Origin of the sequence: Limnospira platensis NIES-39 (assembly GCF_026000695.1) — a bacterium.
Lineage (GTDB): Bacteria > Cyanobacteriota > Cyanobacteriia > Cyanobacteriales > Microcoleaceae > Limnospira > Limnospira platensis.
In genome coordinates, this window is sequence record NZ_AP026945.1 from 2,779,125 (window position 1) to 2,805,328 (window position 26,204).

The window sequence follows — 26,204 nt, forward strand, 5'->3', positions numbered from 1 at the left end:
GACTCTGTGAGGAGTAATTTCCGGCAGGAGCCAGAAATTACCGGATTTTATGCAATAGTCTGGTTTCACGATCGCTTAATCACCCCCCAGGAATCCCCGACTATATCCTGGCAAACCATTAGGGGTCGAGAATGGAGTCGCCTCCATTCCCTCCCATTCAGAACCGTACATGAGACTTTCACCTCATACGGCTCCTAGTCTGACTGCTCCATTGTTAAGGATACAGCTCTGGCATTGTCAAGTGCCGTTTTATCATCGCGGGTGTGGCGGTGTAGTAGTTGAAGGTTTTTGTATTCATCCTTTCCGCTTTGGCTTCGAGGTACAATGTGGTCTACTTCAACTATATCTGTTGGTGCGAAATACAATCCACACCATTTACACTTGCCTTTTTGCTTTTTGAGTAGTTTTGCTACCCTGTTAGGCGTGTCGATTGCTTGTCCTTTTCTGGTTGCCCAGTAAGTCCAGTTTCCGTCGTAGGGTGTTGCATCGGGGCGTATTGGGGTGTGTCTGACCAATGGAGTCCAGTTATGTTTCCATAGTTGGAATCCATCTTTAGTTTGGAATAACCAAGATTCATGCCTTTCTTTCGCATTACTAAGTCTAACCGTTCCATGTCTGAAATAGTTTGTTAGCTTTTCGTGGTTTGCCTTTCCGCATCTTGATACTGTCCATGCCCGTAACATTAGCCAGGTTATATGGTCTAGCTTAACGAAGGTCTCTGATGAGACGACCCCTGAATAGTAATTTGACCATCCCCGAATAATTGGGTTTAGTTTGCTTATCAGGGCTGATTGAGGTGCTGTTTTAATTTGTTTTATTACACCTTTAATCACTTCTTATATGGGCATTCCATCTTTAGATTTGTCCTCAGAACCGGGGTACTTTTAAAGGTCTGTGTAGGTAGTGCAACAAGACTCCTACTTTTCCCCTTACTCTTTTAAGCGCAGCGTATCAACCTATTTCGCTACTTAATTAGTTCTGATGGTTCAAGCCGGACATTCGGTCTCCCTAATCATGGATGGTTGGCAGTGGTCGCATCTGGTAGTAGGTTCTACTTCACGCCTTCCGTTCCCCGCTTCAATCTGACGGGGTGTGATTCCTGAAACTGGGGGTGGCTATCGCCGTTACTCTTTCCCACAATCTCCCAAGTGGTTTTAATCCTCCGTGTTATATAGTTGAGTATTGCGATTTTCTTTGTGGAATTAACCTTGAGTTCCCTGCCTTGCTTTCGCTTTGGGACATATAAACAGTTATAGGGATGGTCAGGAGTGCGCTCCTTATATTCAAACAAGGGGTTGAAATCCACTCCAGGCAGTTATTTCGGGCATTGCAGCCCTATTTGATGCCTGAACGTCTCGCACTGTTACCATAATTATAACCTTTAGATGGTAGCTAACTAAAGATTTTCCTGAGAAATTCGCCGATCGCTTTTCAGCCCTAGGGTGGTCAAGTTCACCTACCTAATAGTAAATCCTAGGTTAGACGTTGGACGTGGGGAATAGCCAACATCAGGGTCTTCCGCTCGCTTTGTGAGACGACATAGATCTACAGATTTTCCGGACAACTACTTCCACCGAGTAGGGTGGCATCGATCCTGATGATAATGCTTAGACGGCATCAGTTTGCGGATAGCAGGGCATCTTCAGAAGAATTTAGGAGATCTTGAATCGTCATGGTTAACTGTTTTAATCTCACTGGTTTACTCAAGTATTCATTAGCCCCCGCTAGTAAACAGGCCTTCCGATCGCTTTCCATGGCCAAAGCCGTTAAGGCAATGATGGGCGTTGTCGCTAACTCTGGAATCTCCCGAATCCGTTTCATCGCCTCTAGTCCATCCATTCCTGGCATTTGAATATCCATCAATATCAAATCAGGAGATAAAGCCACAGCCTGATTAATTGCCTCCTGACCATTTTTCGCCAACTCCGCTACGGTAGCCTTTCGCGGTTAAATAGCTGGAAATCGTGCTGATATTCGCTTCATTATCTTCCGCTAAAAGCAGCAAAGGCGCTGCATTTGGGGTTGATGGCAGTGCCACATCATTAGGGTTTAAATCTCTGATCAGAGTCCATCCGTTGGGGAATCATCACAGAAGCCTGATAGGGTAAATCGATACTAAAACAACTACCCAGCAATACTTCACTGGTTAAACCCACCCGACCGCCATGCAATTCTACAATTTGTTTTGTCAAGGCCAAACCCAAGCCAGTTCCTTGATATTGGCGATTCAAGGCGCTGTCAATTTGCATAAACGGTTGAAACAGCTTCTTGATATTTTCTGGGCTGATACCAATGCCAGTATCTCTCACGGAAAACCGGAGATATGGGCTTTCTCCCTCGGCTTCTCTTGGTTGGGGCAATATCACTTCTAAGGTGATGCTTCCCCCTTCTGGGGTAAATTTAACCGCATTATTGAGCAGATTAATTAATACTTGACGGATCCGGCGTTCATCGAGTATAATATCAGGCAATTTTAACGGCAGATTAACCGAGAGTTGAATCCGTTTTTTCAGGGCTTGCTGTTTGATGAAGGCGATACTGGATTTACACAGAGGCGCGATCGCCGTGGGGGAACATTCTAACTCTACCTGACCCGATTCTATCTTCGCCACATCTAAGATATCATTAATCAAAGCCAGCAGGTGAGAGGCGCTCCGTTCCACGGTTTGCAGGGCTTTCAGTTGTCTGTCATTCACGGGACCGAACACCTCCTCCTGTAGCCCTTCCGTCATGCCTAAAATGGCATTGAGGGGGGTGCGGAGTTCATGGCTCATATTAGCCAGAAACTCATCCTTGAGACGCTTCGCGCGGATTAGTTCCTCATTGCGTTGAGTAAGCTGTTGTTGCGCCTGTTGACGTTCTCTGAGTTCCTGTTGCAACTGCTCAAACAGATTAGACTGTTGAATAGCGATCGCCAACTGGAACGAGAATTGCTGCGCCAAATCAATATCCGACTGTTCCCAATGGCGGGGGCCGTCACATTGATGAATGCACAACAGTCCCCATAAGACATCTTGACAGATAATCGGTATCACTAAGTTAGCCCGCACCTGAAACTGAGATAAAATATCTACATGGCAGTTTTCGAGCGCCGTCGTGGTGGATATCATCCGCCACATGCGGAACGTCCTTGAGCGTAGAGACTGGCATAGTTTTCCCCAAAACAATGGTCATGGACGGGGATAGCCAGCACAAGCGGGGAAGTCATTAACCACTGACTCCGCCACTTTACGAGCCGTCGTCATAGCCAGAGTCGGGGTAAAATTTGAAAATACCCACCCTTGCCCCTTGCAGACAGTTGCAAATCTCTCGAGAGGCGGTGTCAAAAATGGTGGGTAAATCCAGGGATTGACTGATGCGTTGATTCGTCTCCCGCAAGAGCCGTTCTCGTTGCGCTTGCTGCTCAATGGTTTGTTCGGCTTTTTTGCGATCGCTAATATCCGTATGAGTGCCGATAAACCGCAGTGGTCGTCCCTCAGCATCCCGTTCCACCATGCGCCCTTGGGCTAAAATCCAGCGATAGGAGCCATCTTTACAGCGCAGACGATGTTCATGGCGATACAACTCCGTTTTTCCTTGAATATGTCGCTCCACGTCCTGGTAAACTTGGGCTAAGTCGTCAGGATGAACCCGACTTTGCCACTCCGTCAACCGGTTCTCAATTCTCTAGCTCCTGATAACCCAGCATGGATTTCCATTGTTTATTGAACCAAAGTTCCCCCGTCTGCATCTTCCAATCCCAGAGTCCTGTATTCGCCGAAGCCAGACCCAGTTCTAAGCGCAGTTTACTTTCTTGCAGAGCCTGTTCTGCTTTGGTGCGTTCGGTCAGTGCCGCTTTCTGGGCGCTAATATCCACCACTACACAAACAGAACTCTCATCAGTTTGAGATAACATCGCCACCCCAATTAACACAAACACCAAATGTCCATCTTGATGCCGATAAGCCTTTTCAAAGGGGTGAATAAATCCAGATTGACGTAGATGTTCGATCACCTGTACATCTTGTTCTCGATAGTCAGGGGGTGTGATTTCTGCCCAGTTGATTAAACCCATAGGCCGCCCTGCGCGGCTATAGCCCAACATCTCTAAAAAGCGATCATTAGCCTCGATGATGTCTCCGGCAAAATTGGTAAACATCATCCCCACTACGTTGGAGTCAAACACCCGCCGAAAACGAGTTTCACTGGCTTGTAAGGCGGCTTCAGCTTGGCGGATGTCGGTGATATCTAAATTCACCCCAATCATGCTGATGGGCTGACCCGCTTCATCCCGGACAACTAACCCAGAGGCTTTAATATAGTGGAGGCTGCCATCGGGATGCAGGACGCGAAATTCGGTGTTATAGTCGGCTTCTCCTAAAATGGCTTTCTGGAGGAGGTCTGCGGCGGCTTGGCGATCGTCGGGATGAACGCCATGAGACCAAACCTCGTAAGCTACCACAGATTCTGGATACGACGAGTATGATGAATTATCAACCCCATAGAGGGCATACATCTGCTCATCCCAAGTAATTTGATTTTGGCGAAGATCCCAATCCCAAAAGCCGATGTTTCCCGAAGATAAGGCAATTTTGAGCCGTTGGGAGAGTTGGAAAATTTCCGCCTCGGCTTGTTTGCGTTTGGTCATATCCCGGGCGACCCAAATCACCCGACGATCGCCCATGGGAGAAATACTCGCTTCAAAATATATGCGGCGATCCTCCAGGTCGATTTGATACTCAAACGACACGGTTTTTCCGGTGGTTAAGGCTTCCCGAATCGGCAGTAGAGTGCGGGATTCGGCCTCGTCTTGAAATAGACAATCGAGGGTTTGATCGAGAATCTCGGTGGCTTGGGGCTCGAGTATTTGGTGGCGGGTGGGCATCACTCGCACTTCATCGCGATCGCTTTCAATGATTAAAACCAAATCCCCCATGGCTTCAAAGACGCTGCGTAACTCGGTTTCACTGCTGCGTAGTTTTTCCTCAAAGGCGGCGCGAAAGCGTATATCCCGGAATATCCCTTGCACTATATGGGTCTGGCCCACTTTAATCAGGCTTCCTGAGATATCAACGGGAATTTCTGAGCCATCGGCCCTCAGAATCCGGGTATCCAACACCCAAAGCTGTTTTTCCTCAATAATCCGCGACAAACGGCGTTCAATGCGGTCTAATTCCGCATCGGGGATGGAGTTGGCTGATATGTAGGGGCGATCGCTCTAGGCTCAGTCCGCTGAACTCCGATACGGGAGTAGCCGAAAGCGGTACTCGGCGGCAGCGTTGGCTTCGATCAGGTAGCCTTCAGGGGTGGCTAGGAGAATGGCATCACTGGCTCCTTCCATGAGGCCACGATAGCCCGCGATCCGAGCCTGCAGGTCGGCGGTGCGTTGCTCGACTCGGGTTTCGAGTTCAGTATTTAAGGATGCTAGGGCTAGTTGAGCCTTTTGGCGCTGGCTAATCTCGTTCTGGAGTTGTTCATGTTGCGTGGCTTGTTTGAGGGCGATCGCCAATTGGATCGAGAGAGCCTGCAAGAGTTGGATTTCCCCGGTTTGCCAATCTCGCGGCTGATCTTGGTGACTGGCGATCATCAACCCCCAGAGGCGATCGTCTACCACAAGCGGCACCATCAGCTTTGCGCTTGAATCAAAGCTCAATAAGAAGCGGATGATGGCACTCTTTCTTCATGGACTCATCATAAATATCTCGCACCACCCGCACGCGACCTTGGCGATAGGGTTCGATCCACTCTCGAGTCACACAGGGGTCATTGGCTTGACTGTGCAGCACCGAACGACCACCGGCCATAATCGATTCGGCAATGACGGAACCGCTCAAATCGTCTTCAAACTTGTAGATAATCACGCGATGCCCGATCAACACCTGCCGCACTTCATCCCAGAGCCTCTGGAGAATAGTGGCTAAGTCCTCTTAATTGCGAATGGTTGTGGAAATATTCGCGACTCAGGCGATCGCGCTGGGCCTGAGTTTGAATCCGCTGAGTTTGTGCCGCCACCTCCTCTTGTAGTTCCTGGTTGCGACGTTCCCACAACGCCAGTTTTAAGGCGTATAGGCGGTTGACTTTTTGTTTGAGGTTTTCTGCCAAATTATAGATTTCAATGGGGTTAAACGCCCGTAGAAGGGTTGTTTGGGTGACGATTCCCACTAGGTTACCCCGTTCTCCAGTGACCACCACCCGCCGAATCCGCCGTTCCTCCATCTGTTGCTGGGCTGCCCACAGAAACTCATCTCCTTGCACTGTAAACAGGGGAGAACTCATCCGATCTTGGGCGCTGGTTTCCCTGATACGGCGCACCACCCCCCGACTGGAATTGCACAATATCCCGCGGCTTGTGATGATTCCCACAGGACGCTCTATGGGTGGGTTGTCGGCCGGATCGAACGGGCGTGATAATCACGCAACTGACTCGGTTTTGGGTCAATAACTGAGCAATATCTAGCTCTTTGCGATCGCTTTGTGATGTCACCACGTCCTGAGCCATTACGTACCCACTGACCGCAACCGCATCAAGTCCACCGGACTCTTCAGCCTTTGTAGGCTTTCGTGGCTAATCAAACCGAGCAGGCTGCAGTGGTCATCGACAATGGGTAAATGGCGCAAGCCACGCTTTTGCAGAAAGTCAATGATCGCAAAAATATCAGTTAGTTCCGACTGCTGTAGGGTGATAACCGGTTGGCTCATTACCTCGCCTACCAACAAACTTTGTAGGGGTTGCTGTTGGGCGGCTAGACGCACAATATCCCGCTCGGTGACAATACCGACAATGCGATCGCGATCTAGTGACGACTATAATTGAACTGCTGTCTGATTCACGACTGGGATTACTCATCAAGGCGATCGCCTCTTCCACTGTCGCATCGGGGGAAATAGTTAACACATTAGGGGCGATCGCGGTTTTGGGGTCTATGGTGGTTTCCGTCGGACTCTGATTGTAATCAACCATCAGCGCAAGGATCTAGGGATGTTTAAACCCAGCATAACCCCGAAGTTCGGAATTTGTCGATCATGATCATGATAGCTTTCTAGTTCCGCCCCCAAGTATGCAGCTTTCGCGCTCATCAACCGCTCCAGTCAATCGCTATCCCCTAAATATTTTCGACCTGTTTTTATGGGCAAAAAAAACCGGTTAGCTAGTTAAAAACTCCTTAGCGCAGTCCGGCATTTCACACCATGGTTATTACACCTTTTCTTTCACTACCCAAACTGAACAATTAGCATCGGCTACCACTTGGGAACTAACGGACCCTTGTAATACTCGGCTAAGTCCAGTTAATCCGCGACTACCAATAATAATTAAATCAGTTTTATAGATATTAGAAAGACGGATTATTTCCTCAGCCGGATCTCCCTGGACAATTTCTACATCACTGGGACAAGCTAACTGCTTCTGATAGCTGCGTAGATAATTCTCGATATCCCAATAGGCTAACTCTTCTGATGAGCTAGGATGGGGGCGATCGGCAATTGGATCTACATCAGGCGCTGTAGTTGAAACCACATGGGAGAATACCACGTGGGTTGTGGGTTCCAATTGTAGTTGCTTTAAGGCATTCATCATTATCTCCATAGAAGGGGAATCATCAATAGCAACCAAAATTGTCCTCAGCATTGGCAACTTCTCCTCACATTAAGCTGACCTAGAAATCAGCAACACCCGCTAAAAATCCCCATCTCCCTGATTTTTCGTCCGTAGACGAACAGAATCTGCATGGGATGGTAGCCCTTCTGCAGTAGCCAAAATATTAACAGCATTTGCCACTTTTTGCAGCGCCTGCGGAGAATATTCAATCAAACTAGAGTGTTTCATAAATACTTCGACTCCTAAAGCGGAAGCATAGCGAGCCGCCCCTGAAGTGGGTAGGGTGTGGTTAGGACCGGCTAAATAATCTCCCACCGCTTCCGGGGTCGAACAACCTAGGAAAATTGCCCCGGCATGGCGAATGTGTTCTAATAGTTCCCAGGGTTCGTCAACTTCTAGTTCTAGGTGTTCGGGAGCAAATTCATTAGATAACTGAGCTGCGGCTTCGAGGGAGTCCACCACCACCACTAAACCATAGTGAGCGATCGCCTTTTCCGTCATAGTTCGGCGCGGGTGATGCTCAAGCTGTCGTTCCACCTCAGCCACCACCTGACGAGCCAAAGCTGAGTCTGTAGTCAACAAAATCGCCGCCGCCATTGTATCATGTTCTGCCTGAGCCAGCATATCCGCCGCCACATGAACCGGCGAGGCGATACTATTGGCAATAATTAGCACCTCAGACGGTCCAGCGAGGGAGTCAATACCGACAGTACCATAAACCAATTTTTTCGCCAGCGTTACATATATATTACCCGGACCTGTTATCACATCAACTTTCGGCACAGTTTCCGTACCATAAGCCAAAGCAGCGATCGCCTGAGCCCCGCCTACTCGATAAATTTCCTGGACTCCAGCTTCCTGAGCCGCCACTAAAACCGCCGGACTAATCTTATTATCAATACCGGGGGGAGTTACCATGACAATGCGAGGCACTTTAGCCACATTAGCCGGAATGGCATTCATTAGCACTGTACTTAGGTAGGAGGCTTGGCCACCCGGCACATATAAACCCGCCCGATCAACGGGGGTGTATCGTTTACCCAAAACCACATTATCATCGCCAAACTGAACCCAAGACTTAGGAATACGCTGGCGGTGAAATGCCTCAATCTGTTTTTTCGCTAACCGAATTGCATCGAGAAGTTCACAATTAACCTGTTGATAAGCGACATCCAACTCCGAAGCACTGACCCGCAACTGTTCGAGGCTCAGAGTTTTGTGGTCAAATTCTTGGGTGTAGTGCAGCAGTGCTTTATCCCCTTGCCGCTTCACGGTTTGCAGGACTTCTCGCACCGTAGCTTCTTTATGGATAATAGTATCATCATGGGTACGACTGCCGATGCGTCGCAGTTCTGATTGTGCTTCAACCCACTGAGTAATAATTCGCAGCATGGTGATTAGGAGTGCAAACCGTAGAAGTTACTAGCCAAAACGCGAGGCAATTGACGGGCCCGGAGAGGCTAAATTTCTTTGAGACCGAGTTGGGCTGAACCTGGTCGGTCAGCTTAACTTTCAGTATAACCCGCGTTTGTTATATAGTGTAACGTGGATTCACAGACTCTGCTTGACTCGGAGATCTTGACCCCGAATCTGGACTTTTGGGCTTCGATACTGGCAAAATAAAAATTTAATGCACAAATTCCCCTGTTGACGTGCTATATTGGTATTTCTGGAAATCTTGATTATCAAAGATCCGCGTAGTCCTACACCGGAAGCCATGGCCAATATCAAATCTGCCATTAAACGAGTCCAAATTGCTGAACGCAATCGGCTGAGGAATAGATCCTATAATTCAGCCGTGAGGACTCTCATGAAAAAATATTTTGCCGCTGTTGAGCAATATGCGGCTAATCCCACCGATGAATCGTTGCAGTACGTCCAGCAACGGATGTCAGAAACGACCAGTAAAATCGATAAAGCCGTTAAGGTAGGTGTTCTGCACCGGAACAATGCGGCTCGGAAAAAATCGCGATTAGCTAGGTTCTTGAAACGACACCAGCCTAATTCGATCGCCCAGGAAGCCACAGCATCCTAGGGTGACTCCTCGTGCCGTCCGCGAGTATGTCAGCACGCCGCCCGGAAGTTATCGGTTTTTGACCCATCACTTCAGTGGGTGGCTATGCCAAATTCGCTCTCCCAGAATAAGGGTAACCAACAAAATGCAAAAGTGTTGGCTACAATATTAGCCGAAAGGCTGGGAACTATGCTGAAGGACAGATAGCACCAGATGCAGCTAATTGATACTCACGTTCACATTAACTTTGAGAGTCTGGCTACAGACCTCGAAGGCATCCGGCAGCGGTGGCGTTCTGCTGGAGTGGTGTCTTTGGTACACTCCTGTGTTCATCCCGGGGAATTTGCCGAAATTAGGGCGATCGCCGACCAAGTAGAAGAACTATCCTTTGCCGTGGGGTTACACCCTCTGGACACAGAGAAATGGACAGAAACCACCGAAAGTGAAATTCGGACTCTAGCCGAATCTGATCCAAGGGTAGTAGCGATCGGGGAAACTGGGTTAGACTTTTATAAGGCCAAAGATGAAGCCCGTCAAAAGCAAATTTTCAGGGCTCAACTGGAAATAGCTCGCCAACTAAATAAACCCGTAATTATCCACTGTCGAGATGCAGCAGCTTCGATGGTGGAACTGTTGCGGGATTTCTTCGATGATCTTGATCATGGTCCCGTGCGAGGTGTTATGCACTGTTGGGGTGGCACTCCCGAAGAAATGCAATGGTTTTTAGACTTGGGGTTTTACATTAGTTTCAGCGGAACGGTAACCTTTAAAAATGCTACCCAAATTCAAGAATCTGCTCGTGGCGTACCTCGCTATCGCCTATTGATTGAAACTGACTGCCCCTTTCTAGCCCCGGTTCCCCGACGAGGAAAACGGAACGAACCCGCATTCGTTAAATACGTCGCCGAAAAAGTATCCGAACTCCGGGGTGTATCCCTAGAAAGTCTAAGTCAGCAAACCACAAAAAATGCCTGTGAATTATTTGGCTTATCCGTGGTCGGTCACCCAGTTGCTAGTGTAGGGGCCATTGATGAATTGCCCTGACCCCATCAGTAACCCCCTAATCAAATAAATCGACTCCCCAAATTCCCCAAATTCCTGTAGCGCTATTGATGAATGGCCCAGATGGGGGGAGATATCAATGCTAAATGGGGGGAGGCGAGATTTTGCCTAACCCTAACATCCCAGCAGACCTTGAACATCCCAGCAGACCTTTAGAAACCATGACAAATACAACCCAATACGAATCGGCATTTGAACTTCCTGATTTAATTGAAATTCAGCGATCGAGTTTTCGTTGGTTTTTAGAAACCGGGCTAATTGAAGAACTGGAAAGTTTCTCCCCCATCAGTGATTATACAGGGAAACTAGAACTGCATTTCTTAGCCAGAGATTACAAGCTGAAACAGCCTAAATATGACGTAGACGATGCCAAACGGCGGGATAGTACATACTCCGTGCAGATGTACGTTCCCACGCGACTAATTAACAAAGAAACCGGGGAGATTAAGGAGCAGGAAGTATTTATCGGAGACCTGCCCTTAATGACCGAACGTGGCACGTTTATTATTAACGGAGCCGAGCGAGTTATTGTTAACCAAATTGTGCGGAGTCCGGGGGTATACTACAAATCGGAAATCGATAAAAACCAACGACGTACCTATAGCGCCTCTCTCATCCCGAACCGAGGCGCTTGGTTGAAATTTGAAACCGATAAAAATGATCTAGTTTGGGTAAGAATTGACAAAACTCGCAAACTGTCGGCTCAGATACTTCTGAAAGCCCTAGGATTGACGAATAACGAGATATTTGACGCATTGCGGCACCCGGACTACTTCCAAAAAACCATCGAAAAAGAAGGGGAATTTAGCGAAGAAGATGCCCTGATGGAGTTGTATAGGAAACTGCGGCCAGGGGAACCTCCCACCATCACCGGGGGAGAACAACTTTTGCATAATCGCTTCTTTGACCCGAAACGCTATGATTTGGGTCGGGTAGGACGGCATAAACTGAACCGGAAACTAAGGCTGAGTGTGCCCGATAGTACCAGAGTCCTAACACCAACTGATATTTTATCGGCGATCGACTACCTGATTAACCTAGAATACGACATCGGCGAAACCGATGATATTGACCACTTGGGTAATCGTCGGGTGCGTTCAGTAGGGGAACTATTGCAAAACCAAATCCGAGTAGGTTTAAACCGTTTAGAAAGAATTATTCGGGAACGGATGACCGTTGGCGATGCCGAAACCCTAACCCCCGCCTCCCTAGTGAACCCGAAACCTTTGGTAGCAGCCATCAAAGAATTTTTCGGGTCTAGCCAACTGTCCCAATTTATGGATCAAACTAACCCCCTAGCGGAATTAACCCATAAACGGCGTTTATCTGCCCTAGGTCCCGGTGGCTTAACACGAGAACGGGCAGGCTTTGCGGTGCGTGATATTCACCCAAGCCACTATGGTCGTATCTGTCCCATCGAAACCCCAGAAGGACCGAACGCCGGTCTAATTGGCTCCCTGGCTACCCACGCCCGGGTTAACCCCTACGGCTTCATCGAAACCCCTTACTATCCAGTAGAAAATGGACGAGTGCGCCGAGATTTGTCTCCGGTGTATATGACCGCTGACGAGGAAGACGATCTACGGGTAGCACCAGGAGACATTAGCTATGACTCCGAGGGACATATCCTCGGCGACCTAGTTCCGGTGCGTTATCGTCAGGACTTCACCAAAACCAGCCCCGACCAAGTGGACTATGTAGCCGTTTCTCCGGTGCAAATTGTCTCGGTAGCTACCTCCCTAATTCCCTTCCTAGAACACGATGACGCTAACCGTGCGCTGATGGGTTCCAATATGCAGCGCCAAGCAGTTCCCCTGCTGCGTCCTGAACGTCCGTTTGTGGGAACGGGACTAGAAGCCCAGGCGGCGCGGGACTCAGGTATGGTGATTGTATCTCGTACTGATGGAGAAGTCAGTTATGTAGATGGCGCGAAAATTCGGGTTATTGACCCCGAAGGTTGGGAAATCGAATATGAACTGCAAAAATATCAACGCTCTAACCAAGATACCTGCTTAAACCAGCGCCCCCTAGTTTATGAAGGCGACCAAGTAGTAGCAGGTCAGGTTTTGGCTGATGGTTCCTCGACCGAGGGGGCAGAATTAGCCCTGGGTCATAACATTTTAGTTGCCTATATGCCCTGGGAAGGCTACAACTACGAAGACGCAATCTTAATTAGTGAACGTCTGGTTTATGACGATGTTTATACCTCAATCCATATCGAAAAATTTGAGATTGAGGCGCGACAAACGAAACTAGGACCTGAAGAAATTACCCGCGAAATACCGAACGTTGGGGAAGACTCCCTGCGACAACTTACAGCGGACGGGATTATTCGGATTGGTGCTTGGGTAGAGTCGGGAGATATTCTGGTAGGAAAGGTAACCCCCAAAGGAGAGTCTGACCAACCCCCAGAAGAAAAACTGCTGCGGGCTATCTTTGGAGAAAAAGCCAGAGATGTGCGAGATAACTCCCTGCGGGTTCCTAATGGTGAAAAAGGCCGGGTGGTCGATGTGCGGGTGTTCACCCGAGAACAAGGCGATGAACTGCCCCCAGGAGCTAATATGGTGGTGCGGGTCTATGTGGCGCAAAAACGCAAAATTCAGGTGGGAGACAAAATGGCGGGCCGCCACGGCAATAAGGGGATTGTCTCGCGTATTCTTCCCATTGAAGATATGCCCTATCTGCCGGATGGTCGGCCGATGGATATTGTCCTGAATCCCCTGGGTGTGCCTTCTCGTATGAATGTTGGTCAAATCTTTGAGTGTTTGATGGGATGGGCGGGAGAAAACCTGAAACGGCGGTTTAAGGTGATCCCTTTTGATGAAATGTTTGGTCAAGAAATGTCCCGTGAGACAGTCCACAGCAAACTTAAAGAAGCCCGCGAAAAACTCAAAAAGGATTGGTTATTTAGTGAGGAATACCCCGGCAAAACTATTGTTTATGACGGCCGCACGGGAGAGCCGTTTGACCAACCTGTAACGGTGGGTATTGCTTATATCCTCAAGTTGGTTCACTTGGTGGATGATAAGATTCACGCCCGGTCTACTGGTCCTTATTCGTTGGTGACTCAACAGCCCTTGGGTGGAAAGGCACAACAGGGCGGTCAGCGGTTCGGAGAAATGGAGGTGTGGGCATTGGAAGCGTTTGGGGCAGCCTATACTTTGCAAGAGTTGCTAACGGTTAAGTCTGATGATATGGCGGGCCGTAATGAAGCCCTAAATGCGATTGTGAAAGGCAAAGCTATCCCCCGTCCCGGTACGCCAGAATCCTTTAAAGTGCTGATGCGGGAGTTGCAATCTTTGTGTTTGGATATTGCAGTCCATAAGGTGGAAACTAACAAAAAGGATGGTGCTAGTAAAGATTTGGAGGTAGACCTGATGGCTGATGAGTCTCACCGAGTCAGACCACCTTCTAAGCCTAGCTATGATTTGAGCGTCATTGATGACGACGAACAGGGCCAACGGATGTAGGTTGATTGAGCAGGTCAAGGTTCAGAAATTGGGTAGGTGGAAATCATGGCCTAGGGCGGCATCTAGCCATCATGGTCTGTTTCCACGCCCGTTATTGGTGAACCGGCCCCTACTGGGATCTGATTTTTTTTGTTAGCATACATGGGTAACTAGAATTATGCCTAAGTTAGAGCAACGTTTTGATTACGTCAAAATTGGGTTAGCGTCTCCAGAACGCATCCGACAATGGGGGGAACGTACTTTACCTAACGGTCAAGTGGTAGGGGAAGTTACGAAACCGGAAACTATTAATTACCGGACTTTGAAGCCGGAAATGGATGGGCTGTTCTGTGAGCGTATTTTTGGACCGGCTAAGGACTGGGAATGTCACTGTGGTAAATATAAACGAGTCCGACATCGGGGTATTGTCTGCGAACGTTGCGGGGTAGAAGTTACAGAATCGCGGGTGCGACGACATCGCATGGGCTTTATTAAACTGGCGGCTCCGGTGACTCATGTTTGGTATCTCAAGGGTATTCCTAGCTATATGGCGATTTTGCTGGATATGCCTCTGCGAGATGTGGAACAGGTGGTTTATTTTAATGCCTATGTGGTATTAAATCCGGGGAATGCTGATAATCTCTCCTATAAACAACTGTTGCTGGAAGAACAGTGGCTGGAAATTGAAGAACAAATTTACGCGGAAGAAGGCGAACTTGTTGGGGTGGAAGTGGGTATTGGGGCTGAGGCGATCGCCCGCCTTTTGGAAGATATCCCCCTGGAAGAAGAAGCAGAACGATTGCGAACTGACATTGCTAATGCTAAGGGTCAAAAACGCGCCAAGTTGATTAAGCGACTGCGGATCATTGATAACTTTATCGCCACCAGTTCTAAAACTGAATGGATGGTTTTAAATGTGATTCCGGTAATTCCCCCGGATTTGCGGCCGATGGTTCAGTTAGATGGGGGTCGCTTTGCTACTAGCGACTTAAACGACCTCTATCGACGGGTGATTAACCGTAATAATCGCCTGGCTCGGTTGCAGGAGATTTTAGCGCCGGAAATTATTATTCGCAATGAAAAGCGAATGCTACAAGAGGCGGTAGATGCCCTAATTGATAATGGTCGTCGCGGTCGAACTGTGGTGGGTGCGAATAACCGACCTTTGAAATCTCTCTCGGATATTATTGAGGGTAAACAAGGCCGCTTCCGTCAAAACTTGCTAGGAAAACGGGTCGATTATTCGGGTCGTTCGGTCATCGTGGTGGGTCCGAATTTGAAAATGCACCAGTGCGGACTACCTCGGGAAATGGCGATCGAACTTTTCCAGCCTTTTGTGATTCATCGCTTGATTCGTCAAAATTTGGTCAATAATATTAAGGCGGCGAAAAAGTTGATTCAACGCGGCGATCCGAGTGTTTGGGATGTGTTAGAAGAGGTGATTTCTGGTCACCCGGTTATGCTTAACCGTGCGCCAACTCTCCACCGCTTGGGAATTCAGGCTTTTGAACCTATCCTGGTGGAAGGAAGGGCGATTAAATTACATCCCCTGGTCTGTCCGGCTTTTAACGCTGACTTTGATGGAGACCAAATGGCTGTTCACGTTCCTTTGTCTATTGAGGCTCAGGCGGAAGCTCGTTTGCTGATGTTGGCTAGTAATAATATTCTGTCTCCGGCTACGGGAAGGCCTATTGTGACGCCTTCTCAGGATATGGTTTTGGGTTGCTATTATCTGACTGCACAAAATCCGAAGGCTGTGCGAGGAAAAGATCGCTATTTCAGTAACTTGGAAGATGCGATCGTTGCCTATAATCACGGTTTGCTGGATTTGCACGCTGAGATTTGGGTGCGTTTTGATGGGGAGGTTGACCTAGATGAACCTGAACAACTTGACCGAGAGGAAAAGTCTGCTGATGGTAGCCAGACTAAATTATATGTTGGTCACAAAAGTGGGAATTTGACCAGGAGAGTTAGAGAAGATAAGGAAGGTAAAATGATTTCCCAATATGTGCGGACAACCGCTGGTCGAATTATCTTCAACAAAACCGTGCTAGATGCTCTGGTTTAAGAATAATTGAAGGCGGGTTAGGTAGATATTTTATCATTATCTAAAACCCGCCGGGTCAAAAAAACTTCAAGACCACGGCTTTTTAAATTTTGCACTTTGACTGTGAACTGCTATGTCTGAAAACAAAAAAATCTTCCGCAACCGAGTTATTGATAAGGGTCAACTGAAAAAATTGATGACCTGGTCTTTTCTGAATCATGGGAGCGCCGTTACCGCCCAAGTAGCGGATGAATTGAAGGAATTGGGATTTAAATATGCTACGAAAGCTGGGGTTTCAATTAGTGTTGATGATCTACAAATTCCTCAGTCTAAAAAGGAATTATTAGAGGGGGCAGAAGAGGAGATTCGGCGCACAGAAAGGCGATATACGAAGGGAGAAATCACGGAAGTAGAACGTTTTCAAAAAGTAATTGATACGTGGAACGGTACCTCGGAAGCTCTCAAGGATGAGGTGGTGCGGAATTTCCGATCGACCAATCCCCTGAACTCTGTGTATATGATGGCGTTCTCTGGGGCGCGGGGTAATATCTCCCAGGTGCGTCAATTGGTGGGAATGCGGGGTTTGATGGCAGACCCTCAAGGTGAAATTATTGACCAGCCTATTAAAACTAATTTCCGGGAAGGACTGACGGTAACAGAATATATTATCTCGTCTTACGGGGCGCGGAAAGGTTTGGTAGATACGGCGCTGCGGACGGCAGATTCGGGATACTTGACTAGGCGGTTGGTTGATGTGTCTCAGGATGTGATTCTGCGGGAAATTGACTGCGGTACGGAACGGGGAATCACGATCGCAGATATGACGGATGGCGATCGCGTTTTGATTCCCCTGAAAGACCGCCTTATGGGTCGGGTCTTGGGTGAGGATGTAAAACACCCAGAGACAGGGGAAATTATTAGCTTTGGAGAAATCCGCGCTGTTCGCAATCAAGTTGTTTGTGATGACCTAGCGGCGGCTATCTGTAATGCTGGGGTGAAAAAAGTTTTTGTGCGATCGCCCCTAACCTGTGAGGCGAACAGATCCGTATGTCGCCACTGCTATGGCTGGAGTTTGGCTCATGCGGAAATGGTAGACTTAGGAGAAGCGATCGGTATTATCGCTGCTCAGTCGATCGGGGAACCGGGAACTCAGTTGACTATGCGGACCTTCCACACCGGAGGGGTATTTACCGCTGAAGCGGCTGGGGTTCTCCGCGCTCCCTTTGATGGTACTGTCAAATTTCCGAAAACTCTGCGTCTGCGTGCTTTCCGTACCCGACACGGGGATGATTCCTTCCTGGCGGAAAGTAACGGTTATCTCACCGTGGAAGGGAAAAAGGAAAACAAGCGCATTAATATCAGCCAGGGCTCTACGGTGGTGGTTCACGATGGACAAACCGTTGAGGCTGACCAAATTATGGTGGAAATTATCGCGGGGGGTCGAACGGCTCGTAAAACTACTGAAAAAGCCACTAAGGACGTAGCCACAGATTTAGCCGGAGAGGTTAAGTTTGCGGACGTGGTACCAGAAGAAAAACTCGATCGCCAAGGAAATATGACCCGCATCGCTCAACGGGGTGGTTTGCTGTGGGTATTAGCTGGAGAAGTTTATAACTTACCCCCCGGCGCGGAACCAGCGGTGAAAAATGGCGATCGTGTAGAACCAGGTAGCGTCCTTGCTCAAACTAAACTACAAACCGAACATGGTGGCATTGTCCGCATTACCCCTGATAATGGCGATGACCATCAGTCGCCAGTAATGGAAACATCCCTGGATGGAACTCTCACCACCATTGACCCCGGTGAGGAAAATCCTCTACCACGGGAAATTGAAATTATCACCGCCTCTGTACTTTTAGACCAGGCTTTGGTACGTCTGCAATCAGAGTTGGGACGGGAACAATATGTGATTGAAACTAACAGCAATCACCGTTTCTCCCTCAAAGTTACACCCGGTAGCAAGGTCGAAAATCATGAAGTGATCGCCGAATTGATGGATGATAGCTACCGCACCACTACTGGCGGAATCATTAAATACGCTGGCGTGGAAGTTGCTAAACGCTCCAAAGGTAAACAAGGCTATGAGGTAACATCTGGGGGAACTCTATTATGGATTCCTGAAGAGTGTCACGAAGTTAATAAGGATATCTCTCTGTTAATCGTTGAAGATGGTCAATATGTCGAAGCCGGAACAGAGGTGGTTAAAGATATCTTCTGTCAGAGTAAAGGGGTGATTGAAGTTACCCAAAAGAACGATATCCTTCGCGAAATTGTGGTTAAACCAGGGGAATTGCATCTGGTGGATGACCCGGAAATGGTAATGGCGATCGATGGTCAAATCAAAAACGCCGGAGAAGAAGTTATACCAGGAGTTACAGCCACAGAACTTAATTATGTTGAGTATGTGGAAACTCCCGAAGGTCCCGCCTTGCTATTGCGTCCGGTGGTGGAATTTAATGTTCCAGAAACTCCCCCCATTCCCTCCCAGGAATCCCTAAATCAGTCCATCTCCCTGCAAGCAGTACAACGTCTATCCTATAAAGACGGAGAGCGGGTTCGGTCTGTCGAAGGGGTCGAATTGTTGCGTACCCAGTTGGTAATTAACATCGGTACCGAAGCACCTCAGTTGGCTGCTGATATTGAGTTGATTCCCGATGAAGATAATCCTGAGATTATGCGCCTCCAATTGGTGATTTTAGAGTCTTTGGTGATTCGGCGCGATATTATCGCTGATTCCACCCAGGGTAGTACCCGGACTCGGTTACTGGTCCATGATGGTCAGGAAATTGAACCAGGCGCAGTCGTCACTCGCACCGAAATTCTCGGTAAAGATGGCGGTGTCGTTGGCGGTATTCGCTCCGGTGCTGAAATTCTCCGCCGCTGTCTCATTGTTCGTGACACCGATATGATTACCATTCCACTACCGGCTGGTGTCACTCCTACTGTGAAAGTCGGTGAACTGGTAGTAGAAGATTCCGAAATTGCACCAGGGGTCAAATTGTCCCAATCTGGTCAAGTTGTCTCCATTAACCAGGATGACTCGGAAACGTCAATAGTTCTCCGTATCGGACGACCCTATCGCGTTTCCTCCGGCGCGGTTCTGCATTTGAGTGATGGCGATTTGGTTCAACGGGGCGATAATTTGGTGCTTTTGGTTTTTGAGCGACCCAAGACTGGGGATATTATTCAGGGTCTACCTCGTATTGAGGAACTTCTGGAGGCTCGTAAACCTAAAGAGGCTTGTATTTTGGCTAAACAACCTGGTACGGCTCAGGTAGAGGTTTTTGAGGATTTGGTCCAGTTGCGCGTGATTGAGTCTGGCGGCGCTGCGACTGAGTATCCCCTGACTCCTGGTCAGACGGTTATTGTCTCTGATGGACAAACTGTTGATGTCGGACAACCTCTCACTGATGGTCCGGCTAATCCCCATGAAATTCTGGAAGTGTTCTTTAATTACTATCTCGAACAGGATGGGCTGGTTTATGAAGCTGCTCTCCAGAGTTTCCAAAAGTGTCAGATTTTCTTGGTTAACGAGGTCCAATCGGTTTATCAATCTCAGGGTATTGATATTTCCGACAAGCATATTGAGGTGATTGTCCGTCAGATGACCTCTAAGGTTCGCATTGATGATGGGGGTGATACTACTTCTCTTCCCGGAGAGTTGACGGAACTTCGTCAGGTTGAACAGGTCAATGAGGCTATGTTTATTACTGGCGGCGCTCCCGCTCGCTATACTCCTGTTCTTTTGGGGATTACTAAGGCTTCTCTCAATACTGACAGTTTTATCTCGGCTGCTAGTTTCCAAGAGACTACTCGGGTCTTAACTGAAGCTGCTATTGAGGGTAAGTCGGACTGGTTGCGAGGTCTCAAGGAAAATGTCATCATCGGACGACTAATTCCGGCAGGTAGCGGTTTTAATGCCTATGAAGATGCTGTTTTGGCGGAAGAGCAGGTTATGGATGAGGAACCCTACAACTACCAAGAAGATGATGTTCATAATGATGATTTGCGCGAAGATGTAATTCTTGATGACCACTCGGCTCGTGCCTACAGTGACCAAACTATATTCTCTGATGATGAACTCGTAGATGGTGAGGATGATGAGGATAATGAGTTTGCTATCAATGATGATTCTGATAATTTCCCTTTAATCGATGATGACGATGAAGAACCTTTCTCGTCTGCTATCATCACTGATGACATCCTTGATGACGACGATTTCTAACACCGTGCCTAATTAGGCAATAAACAAGAGTAGAGACAAAGCGTACCTTGTCTCTACTTTTTTGTTACGGAAGTTATCTTAAGTTTTGTTACGAAAAATTAACAAATGCTGCAAAATTTTTTTGGGGGGGGGAGTGGTTGCTTTTTGCTGGGAGTTATGGTATACTACTAAATAATTAAAATATTTTTAATTTTAATAATTTAACAAAAATTACGATTATAAAAAAGTATATCTTGATGATATCAGCGTTTCGGTAGACTTGTCAACCTCCAGCACTCTTGCATAAAATCGGGTAATTTCCGGATCCTGCTGGAAATTACTCCTCAAAGGAGATGATCGATGCAGGTCCAGGATTAGACCTACGTTAATGGGGTTATGACACCCACAGGTGAACGCCAGCCTGTTGCTCTGTCGTCTATCTTTAAGGAACGAGATGAGTGGATTGGCAATCTCGAGTGAGCTAGACGTAAAAAGCCCCTTTAACATGACCGAGGCCAACATTACCCCATCTGGGAGATAGCTTAAATGCCAAATTACCAAAATTACGTTTTTGTGGTTGACACACTGGGGCAACCGTTAAGTCCCACTCATCGGGCCAGAGCCAGAAAGCTTTTGAAGCAGGGTTTGGCCGCAGTGTTTAGGACTTATCCATTTACAATTATCCTCAAGAAAACTGTTGAGAACCCGGTCAATGAACCATTACGGCTAAAGTTAGACCCAGGGGCATCAGTGACGGGTATTGCCCTAGTTAATCAGAGTCGGGACACAGTTATCTGGGGGGCTGAATTGACTCATACAGGAGATAGAATCCGAGCCAAGTTAACTGCACATCGCGTGGTTCGCCGCCACCGTCGTTGCCGAAAAACTCGTTACCGTCAAGCCCGATTCAATAACAGAAAGCGCGCAGATGGATGGTTGGCTCCCAGCCTCAAACATCGAGTTGAAACCACCTTGACCTGGGTCAATCGACTGATTTCCTCATGCCCGATAACGGACATATCAATGGAATTGGTACGATTTGACACCCAAAAGCTGCAAAACCCCGAAATATCTGGAGTTGAATACCAGCAAGGGGTTTTGTTAGGATACGAGTTGAGAGAATATCTGTTGACGAAATGGCAGCACCAGTGTGCCTACTGTGGTGGCCAAAATATCCCTTTAGAAATCGAACACATTCAGCCAAAAAGCCAGGGTGGTTCCGACCGAGTTAGCAATCTGGCTATTGCTTGCCATAAATGCCATCAGAAAAAAGGTTCTCAGGCACTCGAGCAGTTTCTGGAAAAAAAACCCGAAATCTTGAAGCGGTTGCTAGTTCAGGCCAAGGCCCCCCTGAAAAATGCGGCGGCCGTCAACTCTACCCGATGGGCATTGTTTAACAGCCTGAAGCTAACTGGATTACCCATTGAAATTGGCACTGGAGGTTTAACAAAATATAATCGGACGGTTCAAGGACTACCGAAAACCCATTGGCTAGATGACGCTGATTGTGTGGGAAAAAGCACCCCGACCCGGTTGAAAATCAAAACTCATCAGCCACTACTAATTACTTGTTTTGGGCGTGGTGGCCGTCAAAAAGCGGCTCCTAACAAGAGGCTTCCGATTCGCCATAACCCATTAAAACCAATTAAGGGATGGCTTACCGGGGATATAGCCAAGCATAAGACACATGGAATTGGTAGAATAACTCTACGGAGTCGCGGCAGTTTTGTTTTAACCAAACCTGACAAAACTCAGTTTTCAGTCAAGCCAATAGATTTGAAACCCGTTTTTAGAAGAGATGGCTATTTGTATAAATTTTCCCGAGTTTTCCGGTAATTACCAGGTTATAGATATACTGCCCAGATTGCACTTGAGTAGCCCCCAAACCACAAAGCTGTCGAAATCGTCTCATAGCCTTAGACTTGGGAAGGCATTTAAACATCTCATCAAACGGAACGCACCGAGTAAGTAGCCAGCCTCGTTCCCGGCAGCCAAAACCAAACTTGTCAAACACCCGATGGTAGCAATCAAACTCTGGTAGGTTCAGATAGCTTAGTAGCTCTTGCTCTACCATTGCCTCTGACTGATGCCACATACAAATCTGTTGGGCTAGTCGCGCTGTTACTTCACTAATCCCCGTGCCTTCCCCCGCCGCGATCGCCTTCGCGTATTCATTGTCAAACTTGGTTTTAATCCCTTTGGGAATTTCCCAACTACCTTGGGAAGTCCAGCCACAAGCCCAACCCCACCACGCCGGCAGTTTGTCCGGGTCTAATTTCCCAGATTCTTTTTTAACTCTAACTTTTGCTTTGGCTGGAAACTCATAGACCAGTCGAGACTTGGCTTGGTTTATCGTTTGGGTGCGGGGCTTGTTGAATGACCCAATATCTCTTAGGCATTGTTCAATTTTCGCTACTTCTGGCGGCCGCTCCCTTACCCAATACCTGCGATCGTAGGCAATTTGGTAATGCTGGAAGTATGTGGCAACCATGAGCAAAGCATCGTAGGGGTCAGACTTGTTAGACGTTCCCCCATAGCTTTTCCGAGTGTCCTTAATCATCGTCTGATCTACTTTCAGCACAGGGATTCCCTCCCGATGTAAGCAGTCAATCCAGAATCTGCTATAAGTTCGGGTCGGCTCTAATATCACCACAGACGGCTCCAAAGACACAAGAAACTGGATAGACTTTGCATTTGCTTCTAGCTTTCGGTGGCACTCAGCAAATGCGGGAGACTCGTAAAAATCCCGCAACGCACCCGCTGGCATAAATTCTAGCCACACGGCATCGCACCACGATGAGCTAACATCAAGGCCTACAATTAAACTATTCATTTTTAACCTCTAGTGTTGTGGTTAATCGTTCCCACGAAGCTGTTACGGCTCTCGCCCATTCTATCTGGGGGAACAAATCTCCCTAGAATCTAGCCGGGGTTGGAACCCGGCTAGAAGCAATTATTGACTTCTGCCCCCAGTAACAGGTTGGGGAGGGAAACCTCCCATTTCAATTCGGGGGGGCTAGTCATCAATGCGGTGGGAATCACCCGGTTATCCGCGACTTCCCCCCAGGTGTGAGGGGAAAGTTTCGTCCTTTACCGGCTAGGACTCATCAGGCGGTGAAATCTAGATCTTCTAAAGCTGATAGTGTATTTTCCAAGTCTGTAGAAATTTGATTGTGATACATTTCAAGCTGCATTGCATAATTATGCACATCTTGGAATCGTTCATCATTAGAGATAAAATCGATAACTCTTAGGTGAGTAATGGTGTTATCAATTTCCATTTTGGCTTTAATTAAACAGTTCGAGAAAGAGACTGCCTCTCGTGTCAAATCGACCCACGCGCAAAGAGAATTTTCATCCTCGCCAAACAAGTGACCAGGAAAATCCGCTGATGTTTTTTGTCCAAGCGGTGAAACCCGCTAGGCGAATTGGCGGCCTCGGCTTTTGGTTTGACCATAGGCTTTTTACCTATATATAGGGTGTGCTTTTGCGATCGCCTGACCAACCCCAAGGCGATCGCATCAATCTACCAGCTTCCCCGCTCTCAACATCCGGCTTTTTACCTATCGCGCTCGAATAATGGAAGACCCGCAGCACGCTGTACGGGGAAAACAAGAAGTCAGTCTCGATGACGTTAACGGAAACAGCCGTCGGGCTACTGGATCAGATGGCTCTGGAGCTAAATCTGAATCGGTCCGAATTGGTGGAACAGATTGCCAGGGGGATAATTTCCAGTCAAGCGGGGAAAGTGTCCCCGGAACAGGCGGGAAAATTCTAGACCTGTTGGAGGAGTTGTTTGCTGGTTTCCATGAGTATGTCAAAAGCCATGAGGCTCGATTAGAGCAAAGACTGCAAGCCAACCGAGACTATCAATCTCAAATGAAAAAACAAATGGAGAACATCCGACAGGAGATTCTCCAACAGGTTTCTAAATAAATTAAGCGCCCTTCGTGTCCACGAAGGGTGCTTTCTATTTTGGCACGCTGCTAAACCCTCAAGAAACAAATGGACTATGGCACAACACTTTTCTAACCTTCAAACTGTCACCGGTGAAAAGGCGATCGCTAATAAAGTCACCGATTCCGTCACCCTGGGTGACGCAAAAGTTAAAAATTTAAACGCGCCGTTACGCGCGATCGCTCATAACCCGACCGACACAATCCCAAGCGTTCCTTCAGAAGTGCTGGAACTTGAGTCCAAAGTGCTGGAACTTCAGTCCGAAGTGCTGGAACTACGAGAACTTATCGGGAGGAATTATGCAGCTTTCCGCCAAGTCGCCCGTTATCTTGATGTGGCGATCGCCCTAAATTTTAGCGACCTTCCTTGTGCCCATAAGCTCCGGTTGGCTCGTGATATAGCCAAGCAATCCTACGGCAACATTTTGGCTATAAATAGTCGAGTGAGATCTGGGGAAGATGATAACAGGGGGTCAGGCCGATGAGGGAAAAATCTAAGTCACCGGGGCAGCTTTCCGTCATAATATCGTCACCCAGGGTGACGGATTCTGAAAGTGTAGAACCATTCGATCCGGCTTGGGATGATATGGATGTCTTGAAACATCTTAGGGACTGTCCCAATCAAGACCACAAACAACTCGCTCAATCCACTGATATCCCGGTGTCTCGTGTAGTCAAGTCTCTGGAAAGGTTACGCGAGAAAGGTAAGGTTAAGTATTTGGGATGGATAGCCGTCACCCTGGGTGACGAAAATTTATCCCCGGTGAACACTTCTCAGAGCGATCGCCTAACTGTTCGCTGGAAAGCTAAGTCAACCGCCCAAGACACCAACGGGAATAAATATGCTTACCTATATAGGGGGAAAAAGCAGGTTTGCTACCTTGCCGGCCCCCATTTATCGGAAAAAGCTAAAGCGATCGCCGACCAAATAGAACAGTGGATCGAGTCCGGCTTATCTCTCGAAACTATCCTAGAAAAACTTCCCGCACTTAAATCGGGTGGTTGGAAATCCCCAGATAGCAACTCCTAAATTTTCCACAGGGGGAGACTTTACTCCCCCGAAAAATTTTATGATTTCACAGAAAAATCAATGAGCATTTTTTAACCCTAAACAGCGCTATTTGCTACTGTACACTGGTTAGCGCCGTTGGCTGTGTGTAAGAGTCTTTGATGTTTTAGACAAAATACCAAGCAGCCCGGTTTAGTGCTAAAATTGGCGGAATCTAGGGCAGTTACTTCTCGATCTGTGTTTGGCTAGTAGCACCCACTTTCCTCTGATGTCAGGCAACCTCAAGTTATCGACTGCCCTAGATTTAATTAATTGCGTCTCTTACCTTGTCGGGGTCAGCATCAATGTAACGCTGCAATGACGACATTGATTTATGACCGGTAATCTCCATTATTGTCCGGGTACTAATTCCCTTGTTGTAAAGTTTAGTTATAAAAGTGCGGCGGTAACTGTGAAGCGAATAGCCTTCATTCTGTAAACCCAGTTGAGCGATCGCTTTCCGGTGAAAAGAGTCGAACGCTTGAACTGTCACGGGCTTGGATATATCAGATGGGCTGGGAAATAGAAAATCGCCGCCACCGATGCGGTAGGTTCCAAGAATCTCTCTAAGTTTTTGGGAGATGGGAACTTGGCGGACTCCCCCATCTTTCCCGCCCGATCGCTTCCTAGTTTCTGACCGAAAAGTTATTTCTGGCAGGACAATGTGGGAAGCTGGGGAAACATAAACATCAGGGACTCGTAGTAACCTCACCGCTCCTACTCGTTCACCGGTGTACATCAAGATGGCAAGTAAAGTTTGCTGCCAGGGATATTTACAGCGTTTGATTATCTTGTCGGCGATCGCATCAGGAATGATTGATGCTTTACCAATGCGGTTTTTTTTCATG

The 26,204-nt window shown here is 47.8% G+C and carries 24 protein-coding genes and 1 pseudogene; 9 read left to right on the top strand and 16 right to left on the bottom strand.

From position 1 onward, the window contains the following. Window positions 1-194: 194 nt before the first annotated feature. The 13 genes and pseudogenes from N39L_RS13485 to hisD form a co-directional block, all read right to left on the bottom strand. Window positions 195-836, bottom strand: a pseudogene (locus N39L_RS13485) (group II intron maturase-specific domain-containing protein); the annotation flags it as partial. 781 nt (window positions 837-1,617) lie between these two features. Next, the gene (locus N39L_RS13490) at window positions 1,618-1,923 is read right to left on the bottom strand and encodes a response regulator (protein WP_006618605.1); all 306 of its coding nucleotides are present in this window, start codon (window positions 1,921-1,923) and stop codon (window positions 1,618-1,620) included. Beyond that, window positions 1,895-2,038, bottom strand: a complete 144-nt coding sequence (locus N39L_RS13495) for a hypothetical protein (protein ID WP_006618606.1) — start codon at window positions 2,036-2,038, stop codon at window positions 1,895-1,897. The genes N39L_RS13490 and N39L_RS13495 overlap by 29 nt, the downstream gene beginning before the upstream one ends. Window positions 2,039-2,042: 4 nt before the next feature. Next, window positions 2,043-3,110, bottom strand: a complete 1,068-nt coding sequence (locus N39L_RS13500) for a sensor histidine kinase (RefSeq protein WP_050856776.1) — start codon at window positions 3,108-3,110, stop codon at window positions 2,043-2,045. Between the two features lie 118 nt (window positions 3,111-3,228). Further along, entirely contained in the window at window positions 3,229-3,651 is a 423-nt protein-coding gene (locus N39L_RS13505; protein ID WP_014275470.1) for a PAS domain-containing protein, read from the bottom strand. A gap of 7 nt (window positions 3,652-3,658) precedes the next feature. Then, window positions 3,659-5,131, bottom strand: a complete 1,473-nt coding sequence (locus N39L_RS13510; protein WP_006618607.1) for a PAS domain-containing protein — start codon at window positions 5,129-5,131, stop codon at window positions 3,659-3,661. A 72-nt stretch (window positions 5,132-5,203) separates the two neighbouring features. Next, the gene (locus N39L_RS13515; RefSeq protein WP_006618608.1) at window positions 5,204-5,605 is read right to left on the bottom strand and encodes a GAF domain-containing protein; all 402 of its coding nucleotides are present in this window, start codon (window positions 5,603-5,605) and stop codon (window positions 5,204-5,206) included. Between the two features lie 16 nt (window positions 5,606-5,621). Continuing rightward, window positions 5,622-5,867 carry a GAF domain-containing protein gene (locus N39L_RS13520; RefSeq protein ID WP_006618609.1) on the bottom strand — a complete coding sequence of 82 codons (246 nt, stop codon included), beginning with the start codon at window positions 5,865-5,867 and terminating at the stop codon, window positions 5,622-5,624. A 1-nt stretch (window position 5,868) separates the two neighbouring features. Continuing rightward, window positions 5,869-6,291 carry a CBS domain-containing protein gene (locus tag N39L_RS13525; RefSeq protein WP_231852172.1) on the bottom strand — a complete coding sequence of 141 codons (423 nt, stop codon included), beginning with the start codon at window positions 6,289-6,291 and terminating at the stop codon, window positions 5,869-5,871. Window positions 6,292-6,477: 186 nt separating this feature from the next. After that, a complete protein-coding gene (locus N39L_RS13530; protein WP_014275474.1) occupies window positions 6,478-6,678 on the bottom strand; it encodes a CBS domain-containing protein in 201 nt (66 codons plus the stop codon). Next, window positions 6,635-6,940: a CBS domain-containing protein gene (locus N39L_RS13535; protein WP_014275475.1), complete on the bottom strand. Its 306-nt coding sequence runs from the start codon at window positions 6,938-6,940 to the stop codon at window positions 6,635-6,637. Before N39L_RS13535 ends, N39L_RS13530 begins: the two co-directional genes overlap by 44 nt. Before the next feature lie 234 nt (window positions 6,941-7,174). Then, window positions 7,175-7,606, bottom strand: coding sequence for a universal stress protein (locus N39L_RS13540; protein WP_006618610.1), 432 nt, complete (start codon window positions 7,604-7,606; stop codon window positions 7,175-7,177). Between the two features lie 48 nt (window positions 7,607-7,654). Next, on the bottom strand, window positions 7,655-8,968 hold the full coding sequence (hisD, locus tag N39L_RS13545; RefSeq protein WP_006618611.1) for a histidinol dehydrogenase: 1,314 nt from the start codon (window positions 8,966-8,968) through the stop codon (window positions 7,655-7,657). Window positions 8,969-9,293: 325 nt separating this feature from the next. On the opposite strand from hisD, the gene rpsT reads away from it, so the two are divergent. From rpsT to iscB, 6 genes are all read left to right on the top strand, one after another. Continuing rightward, window positions 9,294-9,611, top strand: coding sequence for a 30S ribosomal protein S20 (gene rpsT, locus N39L_RS13550; RefSeq protein ID WP_014275476.1), 318 nt, complete (start codon window positions 9,294-9,296; stop codon window positions 9,609-9,611). 192 nt (window positions 9,612-9,803) lie between these two features. Beyond that, on the top strand, window positions 9,804-10,634 hold the full coding sequence (locus N39L_RS13555; protein WP_006618613.1) for a TatD family hydrolase: 831 nt from the start codon (window positions 9,804-9,806) through the stop codon (window positions 10,632-10,634). A 179-nt stretch (window positions 10,635-10,813) separates the two neighbouring features. Continuing rightward, window positions 10,814-14,122: a DNA-directed RNA polymerase subunit beta gene (gene rpoB, locus N39L_RS13560; protein WP_035735857.1), complete on the top strand. Its 3,309-nt coding sequence runs from the start codon at window positions 10,814-10,816 to the stop codon at window positions 14,120-14,122. Window positions 14,123-14,279: 157 nt separating this feature from the next. Continuing rightward, complete coding sequence (locus tag N39L_RS13565; RefSeq protein WP_014275477.1) at window positions 14,280-16,169, top strand: DNA-directed RNA polymerase subunit gamma; 1,890 nt, start codon at window positions 14,280-14,282, stop codon at window positions 16,167-16,169. A 112-nt stretch (window positions 16,170-16,281) separates the two neighbouring features. After that, window positions 16,282-20,373 carry a DNA-directed RNA polymerase subunit beta' gene (locus N39L_RS13570; RefSeq protein WP_014275478.1) on the top strand — a complete coding sequence of 1,364 codons (4,092 nt, stop codon included), beginning with the start codon at window positions 16,282-16,284 and terminating at the stop codon, window positions 20,371-20,373. A 525-nt stretch (window positions 20,374-20,898) separates the two neighbouring features. After that, window positions 20,899-22,188 carry an RNA-guided endonuclease IscB gene (gene iscB / locus N39L_RS13575; RefSeq protein WP_014275479.1) on the top strand — a complete coding sequence of 430 codons (1,290 nt, stop codon included), beginning with the start codon at window positions 20,899-20,901 and terminating at the stop codon, window positions 22,186-22,188. On the opposite strand, the gene N39L_RS13580 is transcribed toward iscB, so the two are convergent. Both N39L_RS13580 and N39L_RS13585 read right to left on the bottom strand, forming a co-directional pair. Further along, window positions 22,142-23,185, bottom strand: coding sequence for an IS110 family transposase (locus N39L_RS13580; RefSeq protein WP_014275480.1), 1,044 nt, complete (start codon window positions 23,183-23,185; stop codon window positions 22,142-22,144). The two genes, iscB and N39L_RS13580, sit on opposite strands and share 47 nt — an antisense overlap. A 274-nt stretch (window positions 23,186-23,459) precedes the next feature. Next, window positions 23,460-23,681 (bottom strand): hypothetical protein, encoded by a 222-nt coding sequence (locus tag N39L_RS13585; RefSeq protein WP_148261853.1) that lies wholly within the window; start codon window positions 23,679-23,681, stop codon window positions 23,460-23,462. 250 nt (window positions 23,682-23,931) lie between these two features. Between N39L_RS13585 and N39L_RS13590 the strand changes: the two genes are divergently transcribed. From N39L_RS13590 to N39L_RS13600, 3 genes are all read left to right on the top strand, one after another. Further along, window positions 23,932-24,288, top strand: a complete 357-nt coding sequence (locus tag N39L_RS13590) for a hypothetical protein (RefSeq protein ID WP_014274396.1) — start codon at window positions 23,932-23,934, stop codon at window positions 24,286-24,288. A 76-nt stretch (window positions 24,289-24,364) separates the two neighbouring features. After that, window positions 24,365-24,793 (top strand): hypothetical protein, encoded by a 429-nt coding sequence (locus tag N39L_RS13595; RefSeq protein ID WP_014274397.1) that lies wholly within the window; start codon window positions 24,365-24,367, stop codon window positions 24,791-24,793. A 53-nt stretch (window positions 24,794-24,846) separates the two neighbouring features. Next, window positions 24,847-25,338: a winged helix-turn-helix domain-containing protein gene (locus tag N39L_RS13600; protein WP_231852175.1), complete on the top strand. Its 492-nt coding sequence runs from the start codon at window positions 24,847-24,849 to the stop codon at window positions 25,336-25,338. Between the two features lie 283 nt (window positions 25,339-25,621). Here the strand turns inward: N39L_RS13600 and N39L_RS13605 are convergent, their stop codons facing one another. Beyond that, entirely contained in the window at window positions 25,622-26,203 is a 582-nt protein-coding gene (locus N39L_RS13605) for a tyrosine-type recombinase/integrase (protein ID WP_014275483.1), read from the bottom strand. Window position 26,204 lies beyond the last annotated feature (1 nt).

Excerpts from the sequence above, each read along its gene's own strand:
- N39L_RS13555 (WP_006618613.1), top strand. The coding sequence starts at position 9,804 with ATGCAGCTAATTGATACTCACGTTCACATTAACTTTGAGAGTCTGGCT.
- N39L_RS13540 (WP_006618610.1), bottom strand. The coding sequence starts at position 7,606 with ATGCTGAGGACAATTTTGGTTGCTATTGATGATTCCCCTTCTATGGAG.
- iscB (WP_014275479.1), top strand. The coding sequence starts at position 20,899 with ATGCCAAATTACCAAAATTACGTTTTTGTGGTTGACACACTGGGGCAA.
- N39L_RS13500 (WP_050856776.1), bottom strand. The coding sequence starts at position 3,110 with ATGATATCCACCACGACGGCGCTCGAAAACTGCCATGTAGATATTTTA.
- N39L_RS13515 (WP_006618608.1), bottom strand. The coding sequence starts at position 5,605 with ATGGTGCCGCTTGTGGTAGACGATCGCCTCTGGGGGTTGATGATCGCC.
- N39L_RS13595 (WP_014274397.1), top strand. The coding sequence starts at position 24,365 with ATGGCACAACACTTTTCTAACCTTCAAACTGTCACCGGTGAAAAGGCG.
- N39L_RS13530 (WP_014275474.1), bottom strand. The coding sequence starts at position 6,678 with ATGAGCCAACCGGTTATCACCCTACAGCAGTCGGAACTAACTGATATT.
- N39L_RS13535 (WP_014275475.1), bottom strand. The coding sequence starts at position 6,940 with ATGGTTGATTACAATCAGAGTCCGACGGAAACCACCATAGACCCCAAA.
- N39L_RS13565 (WP_014275477.1), top strand. The coding sequence starts at position 14,280 with ATGCCTAAGTTAGAGCAACGTTTTGATTACGTCAAAATTGGGTTAGCG.
- N39L_RS13590 (WP_014274396.1), top strand. The coding sequence starts at position 23,932 with ATGGAAGACCCGCAGCACGCTGTACGGGGAAAACAAGAAGTCAGTCTC.
- N39L_RS13605 (WP_014275483.1), bottom strand. The coding sequence starts at position 26,203 with ATGAAAAAAAACCGCATTGGTAAAGCATCAATCATTCCTGATGCGATC.
- rpoB (WP_035735857.1), top strand. The coding sequence starts at position 10,814 with ATGACAAATACAACCCAATACGAATCGGCATTTGAACTTCCTGATTTA.
- N39L_RS13570 (WP_014275478.1), top strand. The coding sequence starts at position 16,282 with ATGTCTGAAAACAAAAAAATCTTCCGCAACCGAGTTATTGATAAGGGT.
- hisD (WP_006618611.1), bottom strand. The coding sequence starts at position 8,968 with ATGCTGCGAATTATTACTCAGTGGGTTGAAGCACAATCAGAACTGCGA.
- rpsT (WP_014275476.1), top strand. The coding sequence starts at position 9,294 with ATGGCCAATATCAAATCTGCCATTAAACGAGTCCAAATTGCTGAACGC.
- N39L_RS13580 (WP_014275480.1), bottom strand. The coding sequence starts at position 23,185 with ATGAATAGTTTAATTGTAGGCCTTGATGTTAGCTCATCGTGGTGCGAT.